Consider the following 23,093-nt stretch of genomic DNA (forward strand, 5'->3'; position numbering starts at 1 on the left):
ACTATCTCTCCACCAGCGCTACTTTACGGTTATACAGGTTCATCAGAGCAGACGTTAGTAGACTAAGTGTCAAATAAACCCCCATCGTCATAGCGATAATTTCAATCGCTTGGCCGGTCTGATTGAGCGTGGTGCCAGCAAAGACTGAGACTAAGTCTGGGTAGCCAATCGCCATTGCGAGTGAAGAGTTTTTAGTCAAGTTAAGATATTGACTGGTTAACGGCGGAATAATAATCCGCAGTGCTTGCGGAATGACAACCAACTTAAGTGTTTTTGAACGGGGTAGCCCTAGCGACATCGCCGCTTCAGTTTGACCATGACTTACAGCATTAATACCCGAGCGTACAATTTCTGCAATGAACGAGGCAGTGTAAATACTCAAAGCAAGTAAGAGTGCGGCCAGTTCAGGAATGATGCTAATACCACCACGGAAATTAAAGCCTTTTAACTCAGGGTACTGAGCCGATATTGGCGAGCCCATAACAAAGTAAGTAATTGAAGGGAGTACAACGATAGCACCTATCGCGATTCGGATCATCGGTGTTTGCTGCCCAGTTAATCTCTGGCGATTTCTTGCCCAAATATTGATGACAAGAGTGGCAATAACTCCTAGTGCAAAAACTGCCAATACGACCATTGACCCTTGCTCAAATACAGGAGCAGGGAAGTAGAGCCCACGAACATTGACAAAAATAGCTTCACCTAAGCTCATACTTTGTCGTGGCAATGGCAAAGCTTGAAGTACCGCAAAATACCAAAAAAAGATCTGAAGAAGTAGCGGTATGTTTCGAAATACTTCAATGTAAACAGCGGCCAAACGGCTCACGAGCCAGTTTGATGACAGTCGTGCTATGCCTATGGTAAAACCGAGTACAGTCGCAAGGATAATACCCATAAAAGAGACTAACGCAGTATTAATAAGTCCCACCCAAAAAGTGCGACCATAAGAAAAGGTTTCATCATACTCAATCAGTGACAGACCAATCCCAAAGCCTGCTTCTTGAGTTAAAAAATCGAAACCAGTAGCAATGCCACGAGAATCTAAGTTGGTAAGTGCATTGTTAACAATAGTGTAAATGAAAAAGCCCAGCGTACTGACAGCTATAACTTGAAAGATAACTGAGCGAAAGGTGGGATTATAAATAAGGCTGGTACCAGAAGCAGGAGCTTTGGTTGCCTCCTTAGTAGTAGGTTTCATACAGCAGTAACCTCTAATCCGTCGATATTATTAATGGGCGAAAGAGTTCCCGCCCATTTGTTTAGTTGTTGTCGTATTTATCGGATTGGTGGCGCGTACATGAAGCCACCTTGGTTCCAAAGTGCATTTACGCCACGAGAGATTTCAAGTGGAGATCCTTCGCCTACCGTGCGTTCGAAGCTCTCACCGTAGTTACCTACTTGTTTGATTACTTGGTAACCCCAATCATCTTTAAGACCAAGGCTCTTACCTTTAGGTCCATCAATACCAAGGATACGTTTGATGTTTGGATCTGATGATTTTGCCATTTCATCAACGTTCTTCGAGTCAATACCGTACTCTTCCGCGTTGATCATTGTATTCAGTGTCCACTTAGAAATATTGAACCACTTGTCGTCGCCTTGTCGAACAACAGGACCTAAAGGTTCTTTGGAAATGATTTCTGGTAGAACGACAGCTGAACTAGGATCAGCAAGATTTAGGCGAAGAGCGTATAGACCTGATTGGTCTGTTGTTAGTACATCACAACGACCAGAATCAAAACCACTAGAAGTTTGAGGGGCAGTATCAAATACGACTGGCTTATACTTCATACCATTGACACGGAAGTAATCGGCAAGGTTTAGTTCAGTTGTGGTGCCTGATTGAACACAAACGGAAGCGCCATCTAGTTCTTTAGCACTTGAAATACCAAGATCTTTCTTAACCATAAAACCTTGACCATCATAGTAGTTAACACCAACAAAGTTCAGACCTAGCGCAGTATCACGATGTAGAGTCCATGTTGTGTTACGAGATAGAACGTCAATTTCACCAGATTGGAGAGCGGTGAAACGCTCTTTTGCTGTTAGTGGTACGTATTTTACTTTTGTTTTGTCACCCAGAACAGCGGCGGCAAGAGCCTGACAATATTCTACGTCAATTCCTTCCCATTCGCCCTTTGAGTTCGGGTTTGAGAAACCTGGTAGACCAGTACTTACTCCACAACTTAGCACCCCATTTGCTAAGACTTTTTCTAGCGTGCCATCTGCAGCAGTTGCAGTGGTAGAGATAAATGCTGTAGATGCAACGACAACTGAAGCAAGGAGCGATAGTTTATTTTTCATGTGTATCCTTCCTGTAGAATCCATGTTAAACCAGGTGACACCTGATACAACCAATTAAGAAATATTGTGTTGATTAATTATGTTGACGTTATAAAGCTGTAAAATTTTACAGTTCTGTAAATCAACTAGTTATAAGACTAGGAAAGGATCTGCATATTCTCAACTGTATAATTTAAAATGATTTTTGATTAGAATCACAATCCTAGGCACAATTAGAATGACGAAGTGTTAATGAATTGTAAATACTATGTTGATCTCAATTCTATTAAAGAAGCTAGTAATCCAAGAAAATAAGCATATTCGTGGTGATATGTTTTTGTTGAACGAATGTTAACCGTTGTGTTGTTTTGTTTGTTGTGAAAAATTCAGAGTAAAATATCGAAATTCTAGATGGTAAGGAGTGAGATGCAGTACTTTCCAATGTTTGTAGACCTTAAGGGTAAATCGGTTTTGGTTATCGGTGGTGGAGAAGTCGCTTGCCGAAAAGTGGATACATTAGTGAGAGCTGGTGCGATAGTGACGATTATTTCTCCGGCGATAGAGGACTTTCTGCAAACTCTCGTGAGTCAAGGCGAGTGTCACTGGGTGAAAAACTTCTATTCTCAGGAAATGATGGACTCACGTTATATCCAAGTTTGGGCGACAACCGACAACCCCCAACTCAATCATCAAGTCCACAGCGATGCTAAAAAATTTGGCATCCTCGTCAATGTGGTGGATGACCAACCATATTGTGATTTCATTACACCATCAATCGTTAATCGTGGACGAATTCAAATAGCAATATCAAGTGGCGGAGCCTCTCCGGTATTGGTTCGTAATATTCGTCAGCAATTGGAATATACATTGCCCCAAAATTTAGCTTTGCAAGCTGAGTTTGGTGCTTCAAAACGAAGAGATATCAAAGAAAAACTGCCAAGTGTAGAGTTAAGACGAAAATTCTGGGAAGACTTTTTTGAATTGCCTCAGGTTGAATTGGCAGAAAGCAGACAACAGTTAGAGGCGTGTTATCAGAGCCTGTTAGATAGTAATGTGGTTGATGAAGGGTTGGTTACTTGGATAGAGTATGGCGATGACTTTGAACTACTGTCTTTGAAAGCGCTAAGACTCATGCAGAAAGCCGAATTGGTGCTGTATCCAGGACAGTGTCCATTTGTATTTATTGATAGTGTGCGTAGAGATGCCGAAAGAATCGAATTCAACAATGAAGGGAATCTTAGCGACCAATTGAAGATAGCCGCCAATAAAAAACTAAGAGTGGTGGTGTTTATTACGGCAAAGTCAGCTAAATACAACTTGTTGATTGGAAAAAGTTTAAAATTATCTTTAGCCTAGATGTAATAAAGCCCGCCAAATGGCGGGCTTTATGTATTTCACCGTAAAAATATTTCAATTAGTCACGGAAATTTTCATACTGGAAAGGTTGACCCAGCTCAGCTTCACGAAGTAACGCGATAGCCGCTTGTAGATCGTCACGCTTTTTACCAGTAATGCGTACTTTTTCACCTTGGATTGACGCTTGAACTTTCATCTTTGCATCTTTCAGTGCTTTAACAACCTTCTTTGCCGTCGGGGCATCAATACCTTGTTTGAAAACGACAATCTGATGCCAGTTTTTGCCGGTTGCTTCAGCGTCTTTAGCTTCCATTGAGTTTGCATCGACACCACGTTTAGTTAAGTGGTTACGAAGAACATCACGCATTTGCTTTAACTGGAAGTCACCTTCCGCACTGAGTTTTACAGATTCATCTTTTTGTAGCTCAAATTCAGCTGCCACATTTCTGAAGTCAAATCGCGTTGTTAGTTCGCGTTGCGCGTTTTCAATAGCGTTACGTAGTTCAACCGCATCAACTTCAGAAACAATATCAAAAGATGGCATGTAAATTTCCTCTAAATTAAGGGCGCGCTTTTATAGCATTCGCCAATAGTTCTAACATGTAAGCAGTATCTTCCCAGCTTAAACAAGGATCAGTAATCGACTGACCGTAGGTTAGGGAAGACAAATCGTCCATCGGTTGATTGCCTTCAACAATAAAGCTCTCAGCCATTACGCCTGCAATATAAGTACTGCCAGATTTAATCTGTTCGCAAATATCTTTTGCTACATCGATTTGTTTTCTATGTTGTTTTTGACAGTTAGCATGACTGAAATCTACCACAAGTCGTTGTGGTAGGTCGAACTCTGCAAGCTGTTTGCAGGCAACTTCGATTGATTGAGCATCAAAGTTTGGACCTTGATCGCCACCACGTAGAATGACATGACCGTGTGGATTACCGCTGGTACGGTAGACCGTCATTCGACCGTTCTTATCTGGTGAATAGAAATAGTGCGACGCTTGAGCGGCACGAATGGCGTCAATAGCAATTTTAGTATTGCCGTTAGTGCCATTTTTGAACCCAACAGGGCAAGAAAGCGCAGAAGCCATCTCGCGGTGAATTTGAGATTCAGTGGTACGGGCACCAATAGCACCCCAAGTAATTAGGTCAGCGATGTATTGACCAGTGACCATATCAAGAAACTCGGTAGCCGTTGCTAAACCAAGTTTATTGATATCCAGTAGCAACTCACGAGCTTTATTTAAGCCCGCTTCAAGCGCATACGACCCATCTAAATTTGGATCTGTGATTAGACCTTTCCAACCAACGACAGTGCGAGGCTTTTCAAAGTAAGTGCGCATGACAATAAACAGTTCATCTTTGTACTGTTCTTGAATGCTAGCTAGGTGCGTTGCGTAGTCAAGGGCTGCTTCAGTGTCATGCACAGAACATGGACCAACGATAACAAGAAGGCGTTGATCCTTACCGACCAAAATACGCTCAATTTGGCGACGTGAGTTAGCAATACGCTCGGCTACGTCATCCGTAATTGGGTAAGTGTGGCTCAACTCTGCAGGAGTCGGCATTGGTCCGATAGCTTGGGTTCTTAATTCGTCGGTTTTAAGTGGCATACTGCAGCCTGTTCTTTAATTACGAAGCGCTAAAGATAACGGAAACACAATAAGGAATAAACCACTTATACAAATTCTTAAGCTTTAACTTATAACAAAGTAGCCAAAGTAACCTTGAGTGAGTGACAATGTAACCGATTGAGTGCGTGCAATTCTCATTAATGTTAAGAGTATGTTGACATTGCATCAAAACAATATACAACTAGGCTATTACAAACACATCAGACCAGTGAAGTATGAACATACCTATGCTATCGCCAATCCGCCAAGCGAATTTTTACTTATCCAGTTTCGGTTTTTTCAAAGTGCCATTTATTTGGTTATCTCGACCAAAGATTATTAGTCTCGATGAAGAAAAGGTGGAAGTGTTAATTCCACTTCGCAGGAGGACTAAGAATCATCTAAACAGTATGTATTTTGGTGTGTTGGCCATAGGCGCTGATGTGGCTGGTGGCTTTATGGCCATGAGTAAAGCTCAGCAAAAGGGTAAGAATATTACTTTGGCGTTTAAAGCGGTCAAAGGCGAGTTCCTTAAACGCCCTGAAGCGGATGTATTGTTTACATGTTGTGATGGAAAACTGATTGATGAGATGTTAGATGAAGCAATCAAAACGGGTGAAAGGGTGAACAAGAGCGTGACTATCACCGCCACTTGTCCATCACTTCATGGTGAAGAACCTATGGCGGTGTTTGAATTAACGCTATCGATTAAGCAATCTAAAAAGTAACAGACTCAACTAAGGGATAGGCGCTTGTGCACCGATATCGACCTGTTCAATCGCGACTATTTTGGTTCGGTTTAGAATGATTTTCCAACGATAGTAGCGAGGCTTACCGTCAAGACGGTCTTCTTTCGCTATCAAATTGATGAGGTGGCGTTTTTCTACAGACTCTCGGCTCACTTGCCCATTGTTGAGTAAATAAACTCGGTTTGAGCCTTTATCCATCAAGCGTGTAATGGTGCGCATACTGATAAACATTGATTCACGTGTTTCTTCATAACCACTCATAAAGCGAGAAGTTGCCATCTCGGTTTCAGAGCGATAATGGAGGATCTGCTCCTCACGCTGCGCCGTACGCTTTTTGCGAACAAGTAGAATTCGGTCGGGGAGTTTATTTAGTGCAAGATAATCCAACCATTCTGTCTTTTGACCGACAACTTTGTTGGTTGTTGGGTCGCTATATCGTTTTCGCCAATGGGGTTTACCTTTACGGAACCAGCGCCATAACACATCGCGTAGGTCATCTTTAAAAATCTCCCGCAATGCGTATATAAATGACATCGCAATAATGAATGAGGCTGTAATCTCTCCCCAATAATCACGTGCCACGATAGCGATAGTCGTAACAAAAACCATCACAAACCCCGTAGCAAGACCTTTCACAATTCGCTTCATATTTTTACCCAAAGAAGTGGTACGTTCTTTGAGAATGATTGGATGCTCGATCAAGCGGCGAAGTAAACGCATTTTATTACTCATTCGCGTTACGTCGTCACGGGTTGCTGGCGAGTTATAGTGGTTGAGTTTGCGGTGAGCTTTTTCTTTCTCAACAATAGTAATGAGGCGATCTTTGAGTGTTTTGTATTCACCATCACGGGGCATGTGCGATACAAGAGAAAGAAACTTTTGCTCCGTATACCATGAAAGGTAGTTGTCGATATTGGCGTAATAGCGTTTGAGGTTTTCTTCGTAAGGGATACCACGGCGCAGTTTTTTTAGAATATCGATCGCAAGCTCAATAACAGCATCTATTTCTTCGTCAGTAACTGAGTCTGTTTCATAGCGATTTAATTGGCTAACGGCTCTATCGAGAGCAATAACATATTGATAGGCAAACAGACTCAAACTTACTCGATATTGAGTCGATGACAGACGCCCCCGCTTTGCCAAGCGGCTATGCACAAGTGGCAAAAGGATTTTGTCACTATAATATGCGCGCTTTTGTACGATGGACTCGTAATAAAACTCAGTTTCCTTCAATACATGAGGGCTAAGACCCAGTTCACCAGGAACGAAGAAATAGAGGTCAAGATTAGCCTTCTTGCTGGACGCCATCGAATGGGAAATCTTGAGCGTGATGCCGTCTTGCTTATCAACGGTAATCAAGGGAGTGCTCCGGAGGGAAAAAAGTTCAAATTATCTGGCGCAAGCATACCAGAGTTTCGCTATAATCGCCCCCAATTAAGTGTTACAGAGAAAATTCAATGATTAATGTTGGTCAAGTAAACCACCTTGAAGTAGTGAAGCGTGCTGAATTCGGCGTTTTCCTTGATGCGGGCGAATATGGTACGACTCTTTTATCTAAGCGCCTCGTTCCAGAAGGAGTTGAAGTAGGTCAATTTATTGATGCATTTCTGTATTTTGATTCTGACAACCAACTGGTAGCGACAACTGAAACGCCAATTGCTCAAGTGGGTGAATGGGGTTTGATGAAGATTGAAGGTGTGAACAACACTGGCGCATTCGCGAGCTGGGGGATCAAAGAAAAAGATTTATTGATACCTTACAGTGAGCAACGTGGTCGCTTAACTGAAGGGCAAACGATTCTTGTGTTTGTATACACAGATAAAGCGTCCGGTCGAATTGTTGGTACCACTAAATTCAATAAATGGTTGGATAAAACACCTGCAAATTATACCGCAAATCAACAAGTTGATTTGATCATCGCTGAGCGCAGTGAACTGGGTTATAAAGCGATAGTTAATGGCGAACACTGGGGTATGATTTTTAGCTCTGATGTGTTCGGCAAATTGTTTATCGGCAAAAGACTTAAAGCGTACGTTAAAGCAGTGCGTGAAGATGGTAAAGTTGATCTTTCACTGCAGAAAATGGGTGTAGCGAAGATGGATGACTTAAGCAGCAAAGTCATCGAGTTACTTGAGAAAAAAGGTGGCTACTTACCGTTAAACGATAAATCAACGCCAGAAGCTATTTTCGAAGCATTTCGCGCGAGCAAAGGTACTTTCAAAAAGACCATTGGTGGTTTGTATAAGCAAGGCAAGATCACCATTGAAAAAGAAGGTATTCGCCTAAACTAATTCATCTCTTTTTTGAGATGAATTTAATGGCGAACAAAAGAAGGCCCAGATCTTATCCTGATCCGGGCCTAGGGGAAGGGCTCTATTCCGAGCCTGCGCTAACTGTATGAATACAATCAATTATTATTACCTATAATTGTAGTGCATAATTTGGCTTTTGCTCGAAAATTTCAGTATTTAGAACTTATATCCTAGCGATCAGAACAAGTTTTTGTCTCTTACCAGTTCACGTGGCAATCCGTTTTTGACACGATTCCCCACCCATTTACCCAGTCCAATCACGTCGTTAGCGTATTTTACTAATACTTCACCTGTGCCAGATTGTTCACTAGGACGAACGTCACGACCCATAAACCATTCTCGCGCTTCTTCAACAGAAAGTTCTACAATGTTAGCTTCGTTACCATTGCTTAGTGCTGTAGCCACTTGATGCTGCCATCGATAACCTTTTTTGTGTGCCTCTGCGATTTTGATCCCCATTCGTGAAAATTTAAATTCAGCTAACATAGGTTCTAGCGCCGCAGGGAATAGCCATACATCGTTGTCGCGTAGCCAGACTTGGCTATTTTCAGGCAGTGTAACGTCAAGTGCCTCTTTCAGCTGAGTTGCGATCTCATGTTCAACTTTATTACTTGCTTTGGTGAATGGGAACTTACCGAGGCGCTTGTGAACCTCAGGAGCTTGTACAGACCCCAATTTGCGAATACGAGCCACAAAGAAGCCTTCACAGTCATAGACTTGAGGGAATATGTGTAAGAAGCCATCTTCTGTTAGTGCTTTCTCTGCATTTGGAAATAGCTCCGATAAGCTATCGAATTCAACTAAATCGCCAAAGGTTTGCTTTAAATGATGGCACACTTGCTGATTTTCTTCTTGGCTTAAAGTACACGTAGAGTAAACCATTACACCACCGGGTTTGAGAGCATGAAACGCACTTTCAATCAGATCTTTTTGTGTTTTCGCGATAGACAGTACGGAATCTTTGCTCCAATTTTTCATTGCATCGGCGTCTTTACGTACCGTACCTTCGCCGGAACAAGGTGCGTCGATAAGGACGGCATCGAATTGTTCAGGTAACCAACCACCAAATACACGACCATCGTAGTTACTTAGCGCTGCGTTTCTTACACCGCATCGTTCAATATTAGCGTGTAACACTTTTACTCGGCTCGCCGAGAACTCGTTAGCGACCAAAATACCGTGATTGCCCATTTGGGCTGCTATTTGTGTTGTTTTCGACCCTGGGGCTGCTGCCATATCTAAGACGCTGTTATATGAGTCATTAGGCATAAATAATGCGGAGATAGGCATCATCGAGCTGGCTTCTTGAATGTAGAATAACCCAGCCATGTGTTCAGCAGTGTTACCAAGAGGTACTGTCGTTTCATCAGCTTCAATCCAGAAGCCTTCATTGCACCAAGGCACAGGCTCCAGTTGCCAATTTTTGTCTTTAGCACGCGTTAGAAAATCAGCTACGGTAATTTTGAGAGTGTTAACGCGAATGCTTTTGCGCAGCGGGCGTTGGCAAGCGGCAATGAAATCGTCCATGTTCAGTGAACTAGGAAGAATGTCAGCCATCTCAGTAAGGAATGCTTCAGGGAGATATACGTTAGCGTGCAAAATACAAACTCGAAGATAATAAATTTAGCGCGATTATATACCCAAAATTGCTTGCGACGCGAGTAGACCGGCTATTGGTGTTTGATATTACTGACAACGTAGTCATCTTAATAAAAGAAAACGCAGCCGAAGCTGCGTTAATGAGTTGAAGGGTTCGTTATGGCTTTGGTATTGCCGTTCGCCACTTTTTCCAGTTTTCTTCGGGAGTTGAGTGTAGCATGAACGCTTGCCCTTGCTGAGCAACTGACTGCAACTGTGTTCCTTCCGGAGTGGCAAACGTAATGCCACCACGCAATAAGCTGTCAAAGGTGCCAGATTTAATGTCTGCCCCAGTAAGACCAATTGATACGTCTACACCTGAACTGTTCCAGAAAATGCTATTTTGACGAACCAGATACGCGTATTCAGGTTCAACGTTGATCTCAGTAATGACGCGATCAGCAAATTCGCCGAGTTTTACGCTGATTACTTTGCCGACTTCCATTTCCCTATATAGAACTGGAGTGCCTTGAGTCACTGAGCCTCTCGCTTCACTTTGTAGAATGAATCGTGCTCCTTGAGGCTGGTAGGGATGAGCGTGTAATTCAAAACTGCGGGTTTGATTGCCACCTCCCACGTCGACGTTGATTGATTGACTAAGCAGGTTCTCCAAGTTTTTAATTCCGCTTAAGTCGACTTTAGCTTGAGGTAACCAAAAATATGAACCTTCACGAGCAATGTTTTGTGCATATTCAGGTAAGATGCGAGCTTTTAGCTTTGCCTCATTACGTTCAAAATTGGGCGTAACTGCGCTGATTTCACCGACTTTAATACTGTTGTACTGGATCTGAGTACCGACAGAGACTTTGGTATCACCGTATGCGAGTAAGGTTATTTCAAATCCAGATTTACGAGCATGTTTAAAGTTTTCGTAAAGCTTCCAGTATTGTTCGTGCTTGTTCTCGACACCGGGCATTGAATCAAATGCAATTCCGCCTTCCAGAAGTGTTCTCAACGGCGCCGCTTTAACACTAATACCTGCGAGTGTTGCATCGACTTCAACACCAGAGCGGTTCCAAAAGACAGTTTGTTCATTAAGTAAATGTCGATATTGATTTTCGATACTAATGGTCACCAGTACGTTTTCACTGGAGAGCTTATAGTCAGATACGCTGCCCACTTTCAGATTGCGGTAAAGTAGGGGACTGCCTTTGGCAATCGGTGGTAGCTCTTGCGCCACAAGTGTGATTTTCTTAGATCCAGAGAGATTATATTTGGCAAGTTCGGCTAATGATTTGCTTTGATATAATTGATACTCTTCGCTGCCTTTTGCGTTCCCTTCACTGACAAAGCTAATAGAACCAGTTAAAAGCTGTTTCGCTGGTGGCACGGTAATATTCAAGCCGGACTCAGTAAGCTCAGCACTCGCGCTTCCTGTTACGAAGAAGCGGTTATTGGAACGAATCAAATCTTGGTAACGCTTGTCTATTAAAACATCAAAGCGCACTTTGTCTTTTGCTAAAGTTGTTTTAGTGACGTCTCCAACACTAATGCCTCGGTACAATACTTTTGCGCCTGCGTCCAAACCAAAGGAGTTGTCTGCGTAGAGTTCAAGTGGGATAGATTGAGCTTGCTGTTTTTTAAATTCGTTCTTACGGATAGCATCAAACTTACGTGCTTTATCCCCTTCACCTGGCACCAGAGTCAAGAAGTTGCCTTTGATTAGATTGGTGAGGTTCTCTACACCTGACAGAGACACTTCTGCTTCTTCTAAGATAAAACGGCTACCATTAGTCAGCATATCGCTAAATGCTGGTTGAATCGCTGCAGACGCGATAATTTTGTTGCGTGTGTCATTGAGCTGTAAATCGGTGACTTGACCCACCTCAATACCACGATACATGATTGGAGCACCTGAGGGGCTGATATTGTTATCATCTGGGAGGGTGATGTTAATTGGAATACCTCGCCCAGCGGTTTTAAGGTCAGGATAGAGTTTAAATTGCATGTCTTCAGTAATAGGTAATCCTCGATCTGGTGAATCAACAGCAATAGAGCCACCAATCAACGCACTTAAACTCTCTAAGCGAATATCAACCCCAGAAAATCCCACATTGGCACCGATGCCACTCACATTCCAGAAACGACTCTCGTCAGTAATAATATGACTATACTCATCACGAATAGAAGCTTGAATTACGACGTTTTTACTCTCTTGGTCGAGTTGATAATTATAGACTTCACCGATAGGTATTTTGCGATAGAGAATCTGTGAGCCGATTGATATTCCGCCAAGGTCTTGTGCCTTTAGTGTGATGTTTAGTCCTTCATTAGCAAGCAGATCGGCAGGAGCTCGTTCCAGAGCGAAAAACTTGGTTTTAAGTTCCCCCTTTTCTGCGCTAGGTTGTATGGCTATATAGTTGCCAGATACCAAAGCATCGAGCCCTGAAATGCCAGACAAAGAAGCTGTTGGTTTCACCATCCAAAAGCGAGTTTTGTCGGTCAATAGCTTAGACGCCTCTGGGTAGATATCGGCTTCGACATATATACTCTCTAAATCATTAGAGAGGTTTATGCCACGCACCATGCCAACTTCAAGACCTTGATAGCGAATTGTTGTTCGACCAGCGATCAAGCCTTGCGCATCAGAGAAATGGATTTCAATACGCTGCCCAGCGTCATGGATTGCTTTAAACACTAACCAACCCGCAAGTAGCGTTGTTAGGATAGGGAGTATCCATAGGGGAGAAATACCGCGATTGCGCTTCACATCGGGAGAATAAGAATTTTGCGAAGACGTAGAATTACTCATTGAAAGACTCTTGTTGTTTTGTTGTTGTCTGGGATGACGGACTTTGTTGGTAATTATCCCAGATAAATCGAGGGTCAAAGCTATCCGCTGCCAACATGGTTAATACCACAACAAACCCAAAAGCAACAGCGCCGTAACCCGGTGTAAAATCAAGGATTTGACCTCGGTCGACTAAAGCCATCATGATTGAAATTACAAATAGATCCATCATTGACCATTTGCCAATCCATTTCACCACGAAATAAATAGTCATTCTCTGACGATGAAATATGCGACGCTTAAATTTTACCGCTAGCAATATATAAGCTAAACCAAGAATTTTAGCGACTGGAACGACAATACTTGCGATAAAAATGATGATCGCAATTCCCGTCATGCCATTTTTTATTAATGCGGCAACTCCAGAAATAATCGTATCTTCTAGACGTTTCCCGTTGGTGAGTAGAATCGTGATCGGGATTAAGTTTGCTGGCAAAATAGCGATTGTTGCCGCTAAAAGATATGCCCATGTCTTTAGAATAGAGTTCGGCGAACGATGAGAAAGATTAGTTTCACAACGAACGCACCGTTGACCATTGGGTTGAGACAAGTGACAAGCACTGCAATGAACATCTTTATGTTCAAACGGATATTCGGATTCATGCTTATATGCCTCCCAGTAGCGTCTTACACTAAAACGGCTAACTAGCAGTACGGTGAATACTTGTAATAGCAATAACCCGTACAATCCCGTTCCAACAAAAATGTCAGAATAGTCTTGTAATTTGAAGCAAGAGATAGCCACGCTGATCAGGAATACATCAATCATCACCCAGTGCTTTAAATGATGCACGATCCATAAAGATCGCTTAAGCAATTTGAATGAACGTGTATATAACGCGATGTGAGCCGTAACAACGGATCCGCATACAAGCAGTGGCGCCAAAGAACTACAAAAAGCAACAAGAAACGAAAGGAAAACAAAACCTTCGTTAAACAGCGTAATGATACCAGTCGGCAAGGTTGCAGGAATCATTTGACCGAACAGTCGAATACTTAGAAAGTTGAAAAAGTGAGACGGTATAAATAGCAACAAGCACGTCAGAGCGATTGCAAGGTTGCCTGATAAAGATGGTTGACCACCACGATACAGCTGAGAACCACATCGAGGGCAATAGGCGGTTTTACCTTGCTTGACTGCTATGATGTCGATAGGCAATTCGCAGCCTGGACACAAGCGTACACGGCTAGGTTCTGTGTTATGGGCTAGTTGGCTCAACATAGCCCCCGAAATTTGTGAGCAAGGATGTTATCCGTGTGATTGAACCGTTCCATAAAGCGTCTGATATAAACCTTGTTGTTCAACTAATTCCCCATGTGTCCCTGTTTGGGTCACCTGACCATCTTCTAAAACATAGATAATATCGGCTTGTTTTACGGCAGATAAACGGTGAGCAACAATTAAGGTTGTGCGTCCATTTAAAAATTCAGTGAGTGCGCGATGTAATGCTGCTTCAGTCGCGGTATCTAACGCTGATGTTGCCTCATCCAATATAACAAATTTTGGATTACTCAAAACCATTCTGGCAATAGCAAGTCTTTGTCTTTGACCACCGGATAAACGTATGCCAGTACGTCCTATCTGAGTTTCGAGCCCTTGGCTAAGCTGTGAAATAACATCCTGCATTTGTGCAATTTCGAGTGCCTGCCATAGTTGATTATCATTATAGTGACCACCAAGCGTGAGATTATGCCTTAAGCTATCATTAAATAGTATAGGTTGTTGTAAAACCACGGCAATTTGATCACGTATTACATCAAAACTGATATCGTCTGCGGCGTGGTGATTAAATTGGATCACACCAGAGTTTGGGCGGTAGACGCCAATCAAAAGCTGAATCAGGGTCGATTTGCCACCGCCACTTGCGCCAACCAGTGCAACTTTTTTACCCGCAGGAATATGTAAATTTAGATTTTTCAGAATTTGATTTTCATCATTATAAGAAAAGCTCACGTGCTTGATATTAACGTCGACTTCTTTATCGTCACTAAATGGGTTTATCTTACTTATTGGGCGGTGTTCTTCTTCAAGTTCAAGTAGGGTATTGATGCGCGCCAAAGCCGCTTTGGCGCTATACCATGAAAACTGAATGCCAAGTAGCTCTTGTACGGGAGACAACATAAACCATAGGTAACCAAACACAGCAAAAATTTGCCCAATCGTTAGGTCGCTAAATAAAACCATGAGCATAGCAACAGCGCGAAATAGTTCGAAACCTAACAGAAATAGTAAAAAAGAAACCCGCCCAGCCGCTTCTGATTGCCAGGCGTATTTAGCCGCATCGAGTCGAACTTGATTAGCATTCAATTTGAGTTCGCTTAAAAACTCTCTTTCTCGATTGGCTGCGCGTAGTTGATAGATGCCATCAAGAGTTTCAACCAGTCGATTTTGAAAATGCTCAAAAGATTGATTTTCTCTTTTTTTTAGGTGCTTAACTCTACTACCCAACAGACGTGAGAAGTAAATCACAATGGGGTTAACGAGTAGAATAAAAAGCCCTAGCCGCCATTCAAGCCAAAGTAGAACACCTGCGGTACCGATGACGGTGAGAAAGCTGATTAAGAATTTACTTAGAGTTGAACCAATGAACTGGTCAATTGTTTCAATATCAGTAATGAGGTGAGCGTTAATACCTCCACTGCCGCGAGTCTCGTATTGACGAATGCTAATACGACCAAGCTTATCGATCATTTTACTGCGCATCTGATAGGTAATGGTTTTCGATACGAGTGTAAATTGCCGACTCTGTACGATGTTGAGTGCCTGGCCAACAGTACGCATTAATACGATGAGCACGAGAGTAAAAAGGATATAACCGGATGGCGTTTGTAAAGAAACTGGTAGAATGCGGTTCATCATGTCGAGACCAGAGCTTGGCTGGTTTAGCAGTACTTCATCGACCATTAATGGCATTAACAGAGGGATAGGGACGCTGACCAAGGTTGCAATGACCGCAACTAAATTGGCAACCATTAGCTTGGATTTGTGTATTTTTACTTGTGAAATCAACCAAGAACGGCTAATAGTGTTGTTGTTTTGGGTCATTCTACTGATAATGCTTACTATTTATAGTTTTTATAATTGTACGTAGATTAACCAAATAAGTCTCATGTTTTCATTTGAAGTAGTTACGGAAGTCATTATGAACGCAGCATTCTACCAGCGGTTGACTAAGCAAGCTCAAGCTATCATGGAGTCTGAGCCTAGCTTAATCGCTAATTTAGCCAATATTAGTGCCTTACTGAATATGGAGTTAGAAGATATTAACTGGGTAGGTTTCTATCTCATGGAGGATGAGCAATTGGTACTTGGTCCATTCCAAGGTAAACCAGCTTGTGTTCGAATTCGCGTAGGGCATGGTGTATGTGGTACGGCAGTTGCAACGAATCAAGTGCAACGTGTTTATGACGTTCATCAGTTTGAAGGGCATATTGCTTGCGACGCAGCAAGTAACTCTGAAATCGTGATTCCATTTAGTATTAATGGAAAAGTTGCTGGTGTTCTAGATATTGATAGCCCAAATATTGGTCGATTTGGTGAGGAAGATGAAAAAGGACTGGTGATTTTGATGGCAGAAGTAGAAAAGCTGCTTAATTCACACGCTATCAAGGCATAAATTAGCTCTAGAGTGTGGTTTTTCCTATACAGGTCACTATAATACCCAAAATATTTATCTTAACGCTCGCGGATAGTCCGCACTAACCAGGAAAACCCATGGAAAACACTGAAAAGTTAAAAAACAGCAAAGAAGTTATTGCATATATTGCTGAATGTTTCCCTAAGTGCTTTACTTTAGAAGGTGAAGCACAGCCACTTAAAATTGGTATTTTTCAAGATCTTGCGGATCGTCTTTCAGATGACGCAAAAGTAAGTAAAACTCAGCTTCGTGCAGCGTTAAGACAGTACACTTCATCATGGCGTTACCTACACGGTGTTAAACCAGGTGCGGTTCGTGTTGATTTAGATGGCAACCCATGTGGTGAGCTAGATGAAGAACACGTAGAACATGCTAAAACTGCATTAGAAGAAAGCAAAGCGAAAGTGCAAGCTCGTCGCAAAGAGCAAGTGAAGAAAACTCGCGAAGAAAGCAAAGCGAATGCTAAGCCAGCAAGTAAGAAACCACAACAAGCTCGTCGCCCACAAGCGAAATCTGCGCCGAAAGCCAATAAGCCAGTGGAAACACGTCTACTAACTGCTGATGAAATGAAAGTTGGCAATGATGTAAATGTGAACATGGGCAAAGGAAACATGGCTGCTACTATCGTTGAAATCAATAAGGAAGATGTGCGAGTTCAACTGTCTAACGGCCTGCAAATGGTTGTGAAAGCGGAGTACCTTCGCGCATAAAGGAGAATCTCCTGAGCATGAAATGCCGTTTAAATTTTTCGCTGATTGCTGCTAGCGTAATGCTAGCAGCAACTCCAGTTAAAGCACTCGAAGCAAAAATCGAGCTAACCGATTTACCTGCGCTTGAGCAAGAAGCTCAGCACAAAACAGCAAGTAAACGAGTGACTTCCCGCTTTACCCGCTCTCATTACAAGCAATTCACGCTTGACGACGAATTCTCGCAAGCGATTTTCGACCGTTATATTGAAATGCTTGATTTTAATAAAAATATCTTCACTCAAGCTGATGTGGATATTTTTTCTCAGTGGGCAAAATCTATTGATGATCAGTTGAAAGCAGGTGATAACCAAATTGCTTTCGATATTTATAATCAATCGATGAAACGCCGCTATCAAAGATTTGACTACGCGCTGTCTCTTTTGGATAAGGAGATGATGTTTGATGTAGATGAAAGTATTGAACTTGATCGTAGTGAAGCCGATTGGCCTAAAACTCAGCAAGAACTCGATGAGCTTTGGCGCAAACGGGTAAAATATGATGCATTAAATCTGAAATTGACGGGTAAAAACTGGGATGAAATTAAAGATATCCTAGGCAAGCGTTACAATAACGCGCTCAAACGTCTAAGCCAGACCAATAATGAAGATGCATTTCAGCTATATATGAACGCATTCTCTCGTGAAGTCGATCCTCATACTAGCTACTTATCTCCACGTAATGCTGATCAGTTCCAACAAGAGATGAATTTGTCTCTTGAAGGTATTGGCGCGGTATTGCAAATGACTGACGATTACACTGTAATTCGTTCACTCGTTGCTGGTGGACCTGCAGCTAAGAGCAAAAAAATTGGTGACGGTGATCGTATTGTCAGTGTCGGGCAAGACGGCGAAGAAATGGTCGATGTAATTGGTTGGCGACTCGATGATGTCGTTCAATTGATTAAAGGACCGAAAGGAACGACGGTTAAGCTTGAAATCTTGCCTGAAGGTAATGATGCCAAGAGTAAAGTTATTTCGATCGTCCGCGACAAAGTACGTTTAGAAGATCGTGCGGTTAAATCTGAGATCGTTGAACAAGACGGTAAGAAGATCGGTATTCTCGAAGTACCCAGTTTTTATGTTGGCTTATCAAAAGATACTGACAAGCTACTGATTGAGTTAAAAGAGAAGAACGTCGATGGCGTTATTGTCGATCTGCGTAATAATGGTGGTGGCGCATTAACTGAAGCGACTTCACTTTCTGGCTTATTTATTAACAGTGGTCCTGTTGTTCAGGTTCGTGATAGTTATGGTCGTATCAACGTCAATGCTGATACCGATGACCAGATCAGCTACGATGGTCCACTTATGGTTTTGGTTAATCGTTACAGTGCTTCTGCGTCCGAAATTTTTGCTGCGGCAATGCAAGATTACGGTCGAGCAGTGGTTGTAGGTGAGAACTCATTTGGTAAAGGTACTGTTCAGCAGCACCGTTCTTTAAATCATATCTATGATTTGTTTGATAAAGAACTGGGTTATGTGCAATACACTATCCAAAAATTCTATCGAATTGATGGTGGTAGTACGCAAAATAAAGGTGTTGTACCAGATATTGCTTACCCAACCCCAATTGATCCTGCAGAAACAGGTGAAAGCGTGGAAGATAATGCCTTACCTTGGGATAGTATTGCAAAAGCAGATTACGAGCGGTTACAGCGTAACGAAAAAATCATTATTAAACTAGATGAGCTGCATAAAACGCGTATTGCGAATGATTTAGAGTTTGGTTTTATTGCTGATGATATCGCACGATACAAAGCAGAAAAAGAAGATAACTCGCTGTCTCTCAACGAGTTAGAGCGTAAGCGCATTAGCGATGAAGCTGACGCACTTCGTTTGAACCGACTAAATCAACGCCAAAAAGCAGCTAGTTTAGAGCCATACAAAACCCTTGATGATATACCGAAAGATTATGAAGCACCTGATGCTTACTTAGATGAATCGGTAGCTATCATGGTCGATATGATTCAATAATTGATTTAAGACATAATAAAGCGAGCTCTAGTAGCTCGCTTTTTTTTTAGTAAAAACTAATGTGATCAAAATCTAAAAATTTAGCTTTCTCGTATGGTTGTGCCTACGCTTAAAGAAAAAGTGAGGGGAAGCAATATGAGATGGATAGTGATTTTTCTCGCCTGTTTGAGCTTTGGCGCATGGTGCTCAAATGCGTCAGATAAAGAGTCAGACGCTATAAGCTATTTTGACCATCCATTTTTACTTGGTGATTGGTACTTAATTAATTCAGAGCCTGATAGCTCGAAAGAGAATTACATCGCCATCAAGTTGACGTTGGATTCTAATTACCATTTTTCTATTGATATTCAAAAACGAGACTACTCAGTCGATCATTGGGAAGGGATGTATACCGCCAATGAAGACACTATTATCCTTGGTCTCAATACAGATGAGCCTCAAATCTATAGCTACGCAAGTAATCACAATATGCTCAACTTAAATGGTGTTATGTTTACTAAAGCATTGTCTAATTCTCTAGCGGGTATCTGGTCAAGTAAACATTTAGCGGGGCATGATTTGATGGCTAGCGATGTGAATAGAATGGATCTCATTTTGCAGCCCGATTTTGTATTCCTGTTTAAAGTGAGTAATGAAGATGGTGATGAGGCTGTGCGTAGAGGCGTTTACTTTACAGAAGGTGAGCATCTGGTTCTATTGTATGAAAACGGTGAGCACAATACACGTTATCAGTTAAACAGAGATACGTTGACTATTGAATCGGATGAGGGTGGTATGTTTGCTGTGCTAAATCGAATTAGGTAGTGTTTATAAGAAAGTCGACAATTCGATGCGTTTTTAGACTTATCATTTGGATTTATTGTATTTACTAGTAAAAAAACGAGGTTATCTATGAGAATGCCTCGTTTTTTCTTATTCAGAGTTGTAAGCTAGTCAGCCAAACACTATTTGTTAGAAGGATTTAGAAATGGCTCAAGCTCCTCAAGCCAAGTATCGTAAAGACTATCAGTCCCCATCTCATACTATCACTGATATCGAATTAACTTTCGAACTGCACGATACTGCAACACTCGTAACCGCTGTGTCTCAAGTGAAACAACTTAAAGAGAGCACAACCTTAGAGCTAGATGGCGATGGGTTGATATTAAAGAGCCTGTGTGTAAACGAAGAACAATGGACTGACTATGAGTTGGTCGATGATGGCATAAAGATAAATCAATTGCCTAGTACGTTTACGCTAGAAATCGTTACCGAGTTAAATCCAGAAGCAAATACTGCTCTTGAAGGACTGTATAAATCGGGTGGAGCATATTGCACACAATGTGAAGCCGAAGGTTTCCGCCGAATTACGTACTATTTAGATCGTCCTGATGTTTTAGCGAAATATACAACAACAGTTATTGCTGATAAGGCGGAGTCCCCGTTCTTATTAAGCAATGGTAATCGTGTAGAACAAGGTGAGTTGGAAAATGGTCGCCATTGGGTGAAGTGGTTTGACCCACATCCAAAACCATCTTATCTATTCGCACTAGTTGCTGGCGATTTTGACGTATTGAGAGATGAATATACAACTAAATCTGCTCGTAACGTTGAACTGGAAATTTTTGTCGATAAAGGCAATCTTGATCGTGCTAACCATGCGATGGTATCACTGATTAATTCAATGAAGTGGGATGAAGAGCGCTTTGGTTTAGAGTATGACTTAGATATCTATATGATTGTCGCCGTTGATTTCTTCAACATGGGCGCAATGGAAAACAAAGGTCTTAACGTCTTCAACTCAAAATTTGTGTTGGCAAATGAAAAAACCGCGACAGATACGGATTATTTAGGTATTGAAGCGGTAATTGGTCACGAGTATTTTCATAACTGGACTGGTAATCGTGTTACTTGCCGAGATTGGTTCCAATTGAGCTTGAAAGAAGGCTTAACCGTTTTCCGAGATCAAGAGTTTTCGTCTGATCTAGGCTCTCGCGCTGTTAACCGTATCAATAATGTACGTATTATTCGTGGACCGCAATTTTCTGAAGATGCCAGCCCTATGTCACATCCTATCCGTCCGGATAAAGTGATTGAGATGAATAATTTCTATACGCTGACCGTATATGAAAAGGGCAGTGAAGTCATTCGTATGTATCATACCTTACTGGGTGAAGAAGGGTTCCAAAAAGGCATCAAACTTTATGTTGAACGCCATGATGGTACCGCTGCAACTTGTGAAGATTTCGTCAAAGCGATGGAAGATGCAAATGGTGTCGATCTTGAACAGTTCCGCTTATGGTACAGCCAATCAGGTACACCAACGGTTACTGTTACGAGTAATTATGATTCGCAAGCTCAAACCTATACGTTAACAGTGGCACAATCAACAGAGCTAACTCAGGATCAAAAAGAGAAATTGCCGCTGCATATTCCATTTGATGTTGAGCTTTATTCCGCTACGGGTGATGTGATTGAGTTACAATGTAACGGCGAGCAAGTGTCAAATGTGCTGAATGTAACTCAAGCCAAGCAGAGCTTTGTATTTGAAGGGGTATCTGAGAAACCAGTACCATCATTGCTGCGAGAATTCTCTGCCCCTGTCAAACTTGAATACGACTATAGCGATGAAGAACTCACGTTCCTAATGGTTCATGCGCGCAATGAATTTGCACGATGGGATGCAGGTCAAATGCTATTGGCAAAGTACATTCGCAGCAATGTGAAGGTTGTTCAGGCTGGTGGTGAGGTTACTCTACCAAGCGAGGTTGTTGATGCATTCCGCGGTGTATTACTTAGTGATAGTTTAGAGCCTGCATTTATCGCTGAAATGCTATCGTTACCTAGCCATAATGAAGTTTCTGGTTGGTATAAGACAGTCGATGTTGATGCAGTCGCGACTGTACTTAACGCTATCAAGGTTCAGCTAGCGAGCACGCTACAAGACGAGTTTAGCGCCATCTACCACAGCTTGAATCAAAGCCAATATACGATTGATCATGCATCTATTGGTCAACGTGCATTACGAAATACCGCACTTATTTACTTAGCGTTAACTGACCAAGGCAACACATTGGTACAGGTGCAATATGCTCAAGCTAATAATATGACGGATACTATTGCTGCAATGTCGGCGGCGAATCAAGCTCAACTTGAATGCCGTGAAGCGCTAATGGCAGATTACAGCAACAAGTGGAAGCATGACGGGTTGGTGATGGATAAATGGTTTGCACTGCAAGGTAGTAACCCTGCGGCTAATGTTTTGGATGTGATTAAGCAAACAATGCAACACGAAGCGTTTAGTCTTAAGAACCCGAACCGTACGCGCAGTTTAGTCGGTTCTTTTCTTAACATGAATCCGGTTCATTTCCACGCGGCTGATGGTTCGGGCTATCGTTTTGCTGGTGAAATTCTTCGTGAGCTAAACAGTGTTAACCCGCAAGTTGCGTCACGCTTGATTGATCCATTACTCAAACTAGGTAAATATGATCAGCAGCGTCAAATCTTGATTAAAGCAGAACTAGAGCAACTCAAAGCGATGGATAATCTTGCAAAAGATTTGTTTGAAAAGGTATCTAAAGCACTCGAGTCATAATCGAAATTTATTAACGGCAATAAAGCAGTGACGTAGGGTCGCTGCTTTTCAATTTTTTAGCAGACACTGATAACGATGAATCATTATTATTTTTCACTTAATGTCTCGTACCAAGCGTTCCTTTCTCACTATAACGGGGTAGCCAGTAACATAATGGTCGTGACGGACAATGGCTTGCGCTTACAATTACCAGCAACAAGATTTCGTCCATTTCTGACTCAAATCGGGCTAAAAGGTCGGTTTTGCCTAATAACTGACCAAAATAATAAATTTGTTAAGTTGGAAGTTCTGTAACACGTTCGTTTCGCAGGAGTTTAATTAGAACTTCAATCACATTATCAAACATTCTATCTCTTATCCCCTGAAAATAGTTAACCTTTCATCAACACAATCGATACAATGAAACGGCATTGCTAA

General features: G+C 41.9%; 18 protein-coding genes. 9 read left to right on the forward strand and 9 right to left on the reverse strand.

Translation table 11 applies throughout. From position 1 onward, the window contains the following. Position 1: 1 nt before the first annotated feature. Entirely contained in the window at positions 2-1,198 is a 1,197-nt protein-coding gene (locus L4C38_RS09220; RefSeq protein ID WP_428797257.1) for an amino acid ABC transporter permease, read from the reverse strand. A gap of 77 nt (positions 1,199-1,275) precedes the next feature. After that, the gene (locus tag L4C38_RS09225) at positions 1,276-2,304 is read right to left on the reverse strand and encodes an amino acid ABC transporter substrate-binding protein (protein WP_428797258.1); all 1,029 of its coding nucleotides are present in this window, start codon (positions 2,302-2,304) and stop codon (positions 1,276-1,278) included. Between the two features lie 405 nt (positions 2,305-2,709). On the opposite strand from L4C38_RS09225, the gene L4C38_RS09230 reads away from it, so the two are divergent. Beyond that, positions 2,710-3,639, forward strand: a complete 930-nt coding sequence (locus L4C38_RS09230) for a precorrin-2 dehydrogenase/sirohydrochlorin ferrochelatase family protein (protein WP_428797259.1) — start codon at positions 2,710-2,712, stop codon at positions 3,637-3,639. Between the two features lie 58 nt (positions 3,640-3,697). Here the strand turns inward: L4C38_RS09230 and L4C38_RS09235 are convergent, their stop codons facing one another. Together L4C38_RS09235 and L4C38_RS09240 are read right to left on the reverse strand one after the other, a co-directional pair. Continuing rightward, positions 3,698-4,183 carry a YajQ family cyclic di-GMP-binding protein gene (locus L4C38_RS09235; protein WP_428797260.1) on the reverse strand — a complete coding sequence of 162 codons (486 nt, stop codon included), beginning with the start codon at positions 4,181-4,183 and terminating at the stop codon, positions 3,698-3,700. Positions 4,184-4,199: 16 nt separating this feature from the next. Beyond that, the gene (locus L4C38_RS09240; protein ID WP_428797261.1) at positions 4,200-5,252 is read right to left on the reverse strand and encodes a 3-deoxy-7-phosphoheptulonate synthase; all 1,053 of its coding nucleotides are present in this window, start codon (positions 5,250-5,252) and stop codon (positions 4,200-4,202) included. 248 nt (positions 5,253-5,500) lie between these two features. On the opposite strand from L4C38_RS09240, the gene L4C38_RS09245 reads away from it, so the two are divergent. Beyond that, a complete protein-coding gene (locus L4C38_RS09245) occupies positions 5,501-5,980 on the forward strand; it encodes a PaaI family thioesterase (protein ID WP_428797262.1) in 480 nt (159 codons plus the stop codon). A 9-nt stretch (positions 5,981-5,989) separates the two neighbouring features. Here L4C38_RS09245 and L4C38_RS09250 read toward each other — a convergent pair whose 3' ends face one another. Beyond that, complete coding sequence (locus L4C38_RS09250; RefSeq protein WP_428797263.1) at positions 5,990-7,360, reverse strand: hypothetical protein; 1,371 nt, start codon at positions 7,358-7,360, stop codon at positions 5,990-5,992. A gap of 98 nt (positions 7,361-7,458) precedes the next feature. On the opposite strand from L4C38_RS09250, the gene L4C38_RS09255 reads away from it, so the two are divergent. Beyond that, positions 7,459-8,292: a CvfB family protein gene (locus L4C38_RS09255; protein WP_428797264.1), complete on the forward strand. Its 834-nt coding sequence runs from the start codon at positions 7,459-7,461 to the stop codon at positions 8,290-8,292. 198 nt (positions 8,293-8,490) lie between these two features. Here the strand turns inward: L4C38_RS09255 and rsmF are convergent, their stop codons facing one another. The 4 genes from rsmF to L4C38_RS09275 form a co-directional block, all read right to left on the reverse strand. Then, positions 8,491-9,912 (reverse strand): 16S rRNA (cytosine(1407)-C(5))-methyltransferase RsmF, encoded by a 1,422-nt coding sequence (rsmF, locus tag L4C38_RS09260; RefSeq protein WP_428797265.1) that lies wholly within the window; start codon positions 9,910-9,912, stop codon positions 8,491-8,493. 157 nt (positions 9,913-10,069) lie between these two features. Continuing rightward, a complete protein-coding gene (locus L4C38_RS09265) occupies positions 10,070-12,703 on the reverse strand; it encodes a PqiB family protein (RefSeq protein WP_428797266.1) in 2,634 nt (877 codons plus the stop codon). Continuing rightward, entirely contained in the window at positions 12,696-13,964 is a 1,269-nt protein-coding gene (locus L4C38_RS09270; RefSeq protein WP_428797267.1) for a PqiA/YebS family transporter subunit, read from the reverse strand. Before L4C38_RS09270 ends, L4C38_RS09265 begins: the two co-directional genes overlap by 8 nt. Before the next feature lie 27 nt (positions 13,965-13,991). Next, a complete protein-coding gene (locus L4C38_RS09275) occupies positions 13,992-15,788 on the reverse strand; it encodes an ABC transporter ATP-binding protein (protein ID WP_428797268.1) in 1,797 nt (598 codons plus the stop codon). 97 nt (positions 15,789-15,885) lie between these two features. On the opposite strand from L4C38_RS09275, the gene L4C38_RS09280 reads away from it, so the two are divergent. The 6 genes from L4C38_RS09280 to L4C38_RS09305 all read left to right on the forward strand — a co-directional run bounded on the left by L4C38_RS09280 (position 15,886) and on the right by L4C38_RS09305 (position 22,970). Then, a complete protein-coding gene (locus tag L4C38_RS09280; RefSeq protein WP_428797269.1) occupies positions 15,886-16,359 on the forward strand; it encodes a GAF domain-containing protein in 474 nt (157 codons plus the stop codon). A 98-nt stretch (positions 16,360-16,457) separates the two neighbouring features. After that, positions 16,458-17,090, forward strand: a complete 633-nt coding sequence (gene proQ, locus L4C38_RS09285) for an RNA chaperone ProQ (RefSeq protein WP_428797270.1) — start codon at positions 16,458-16,460, stop codon at positions 17,088-17,090. 17 nt (positions 17,091-17,107) lie between these two features. Beyond that, on the forward strand, positions 17,108-19,102 hold the full coding sequence (gene prc / locus L4C38_RS09290) for a carboxy terminal-processing peptidase (protein WP_428797271.1): 1,995 nt from the start codon (positions 17,108-17,110) through the stop codon (positions 19,100-19,102). A gap of 135 nt (positions 19,103-19,237) precedes the next feature. Beyond that, positions 19,238-19,906 (forward strand): hypothetical protein, encoded by a 669-nt coding sequence (locus L4C38_RS09295; protein ID WP_428797272.1) that lies wholly within the window; start codon positions 19,238-19,240, stop codon positions 19,904-19,906. A gap of 163 nt (positions 19,907-20,069) precedes the next feature. Then, positions 20,070-22,676: an aminopeptidase N gene (gene pepN, locus L4C38_RS09300; RefSeq protein WP_428797273.1), complete on the forward strand. Its 2,607-nt coding sequence runs from the start codon at positions 20,070-20,072 to the stop codon at positions 22,674-22,676. A 75-nt stretch (positions 22,677-22,751) separates the two neighbouring features. Then, on the forward strand, positions 22,752-22,970 hold the full coding sequence (locus tag L4C38_RS09305) for a DUF2835 domain-containing protein (RefSeq protein WP_428797274.1): 219 nt from the start codon (positions 22,752-22,754) through the stop codon (positions 22,968-22,970). The last annotated feature ends 123 nt before the right edge of the window (positions 22,971-23,093 follow it).

This window comes from Vibrio kasasachensis (assembly GCF_050337565.1).
Classification (GTDB): domain Bacteria; phylum Pseudomonadota; class Gammaproteobacteria; order Enterobacterales; family Vibrionaceae; genus Vibrio; species Vibrio kasasachensis.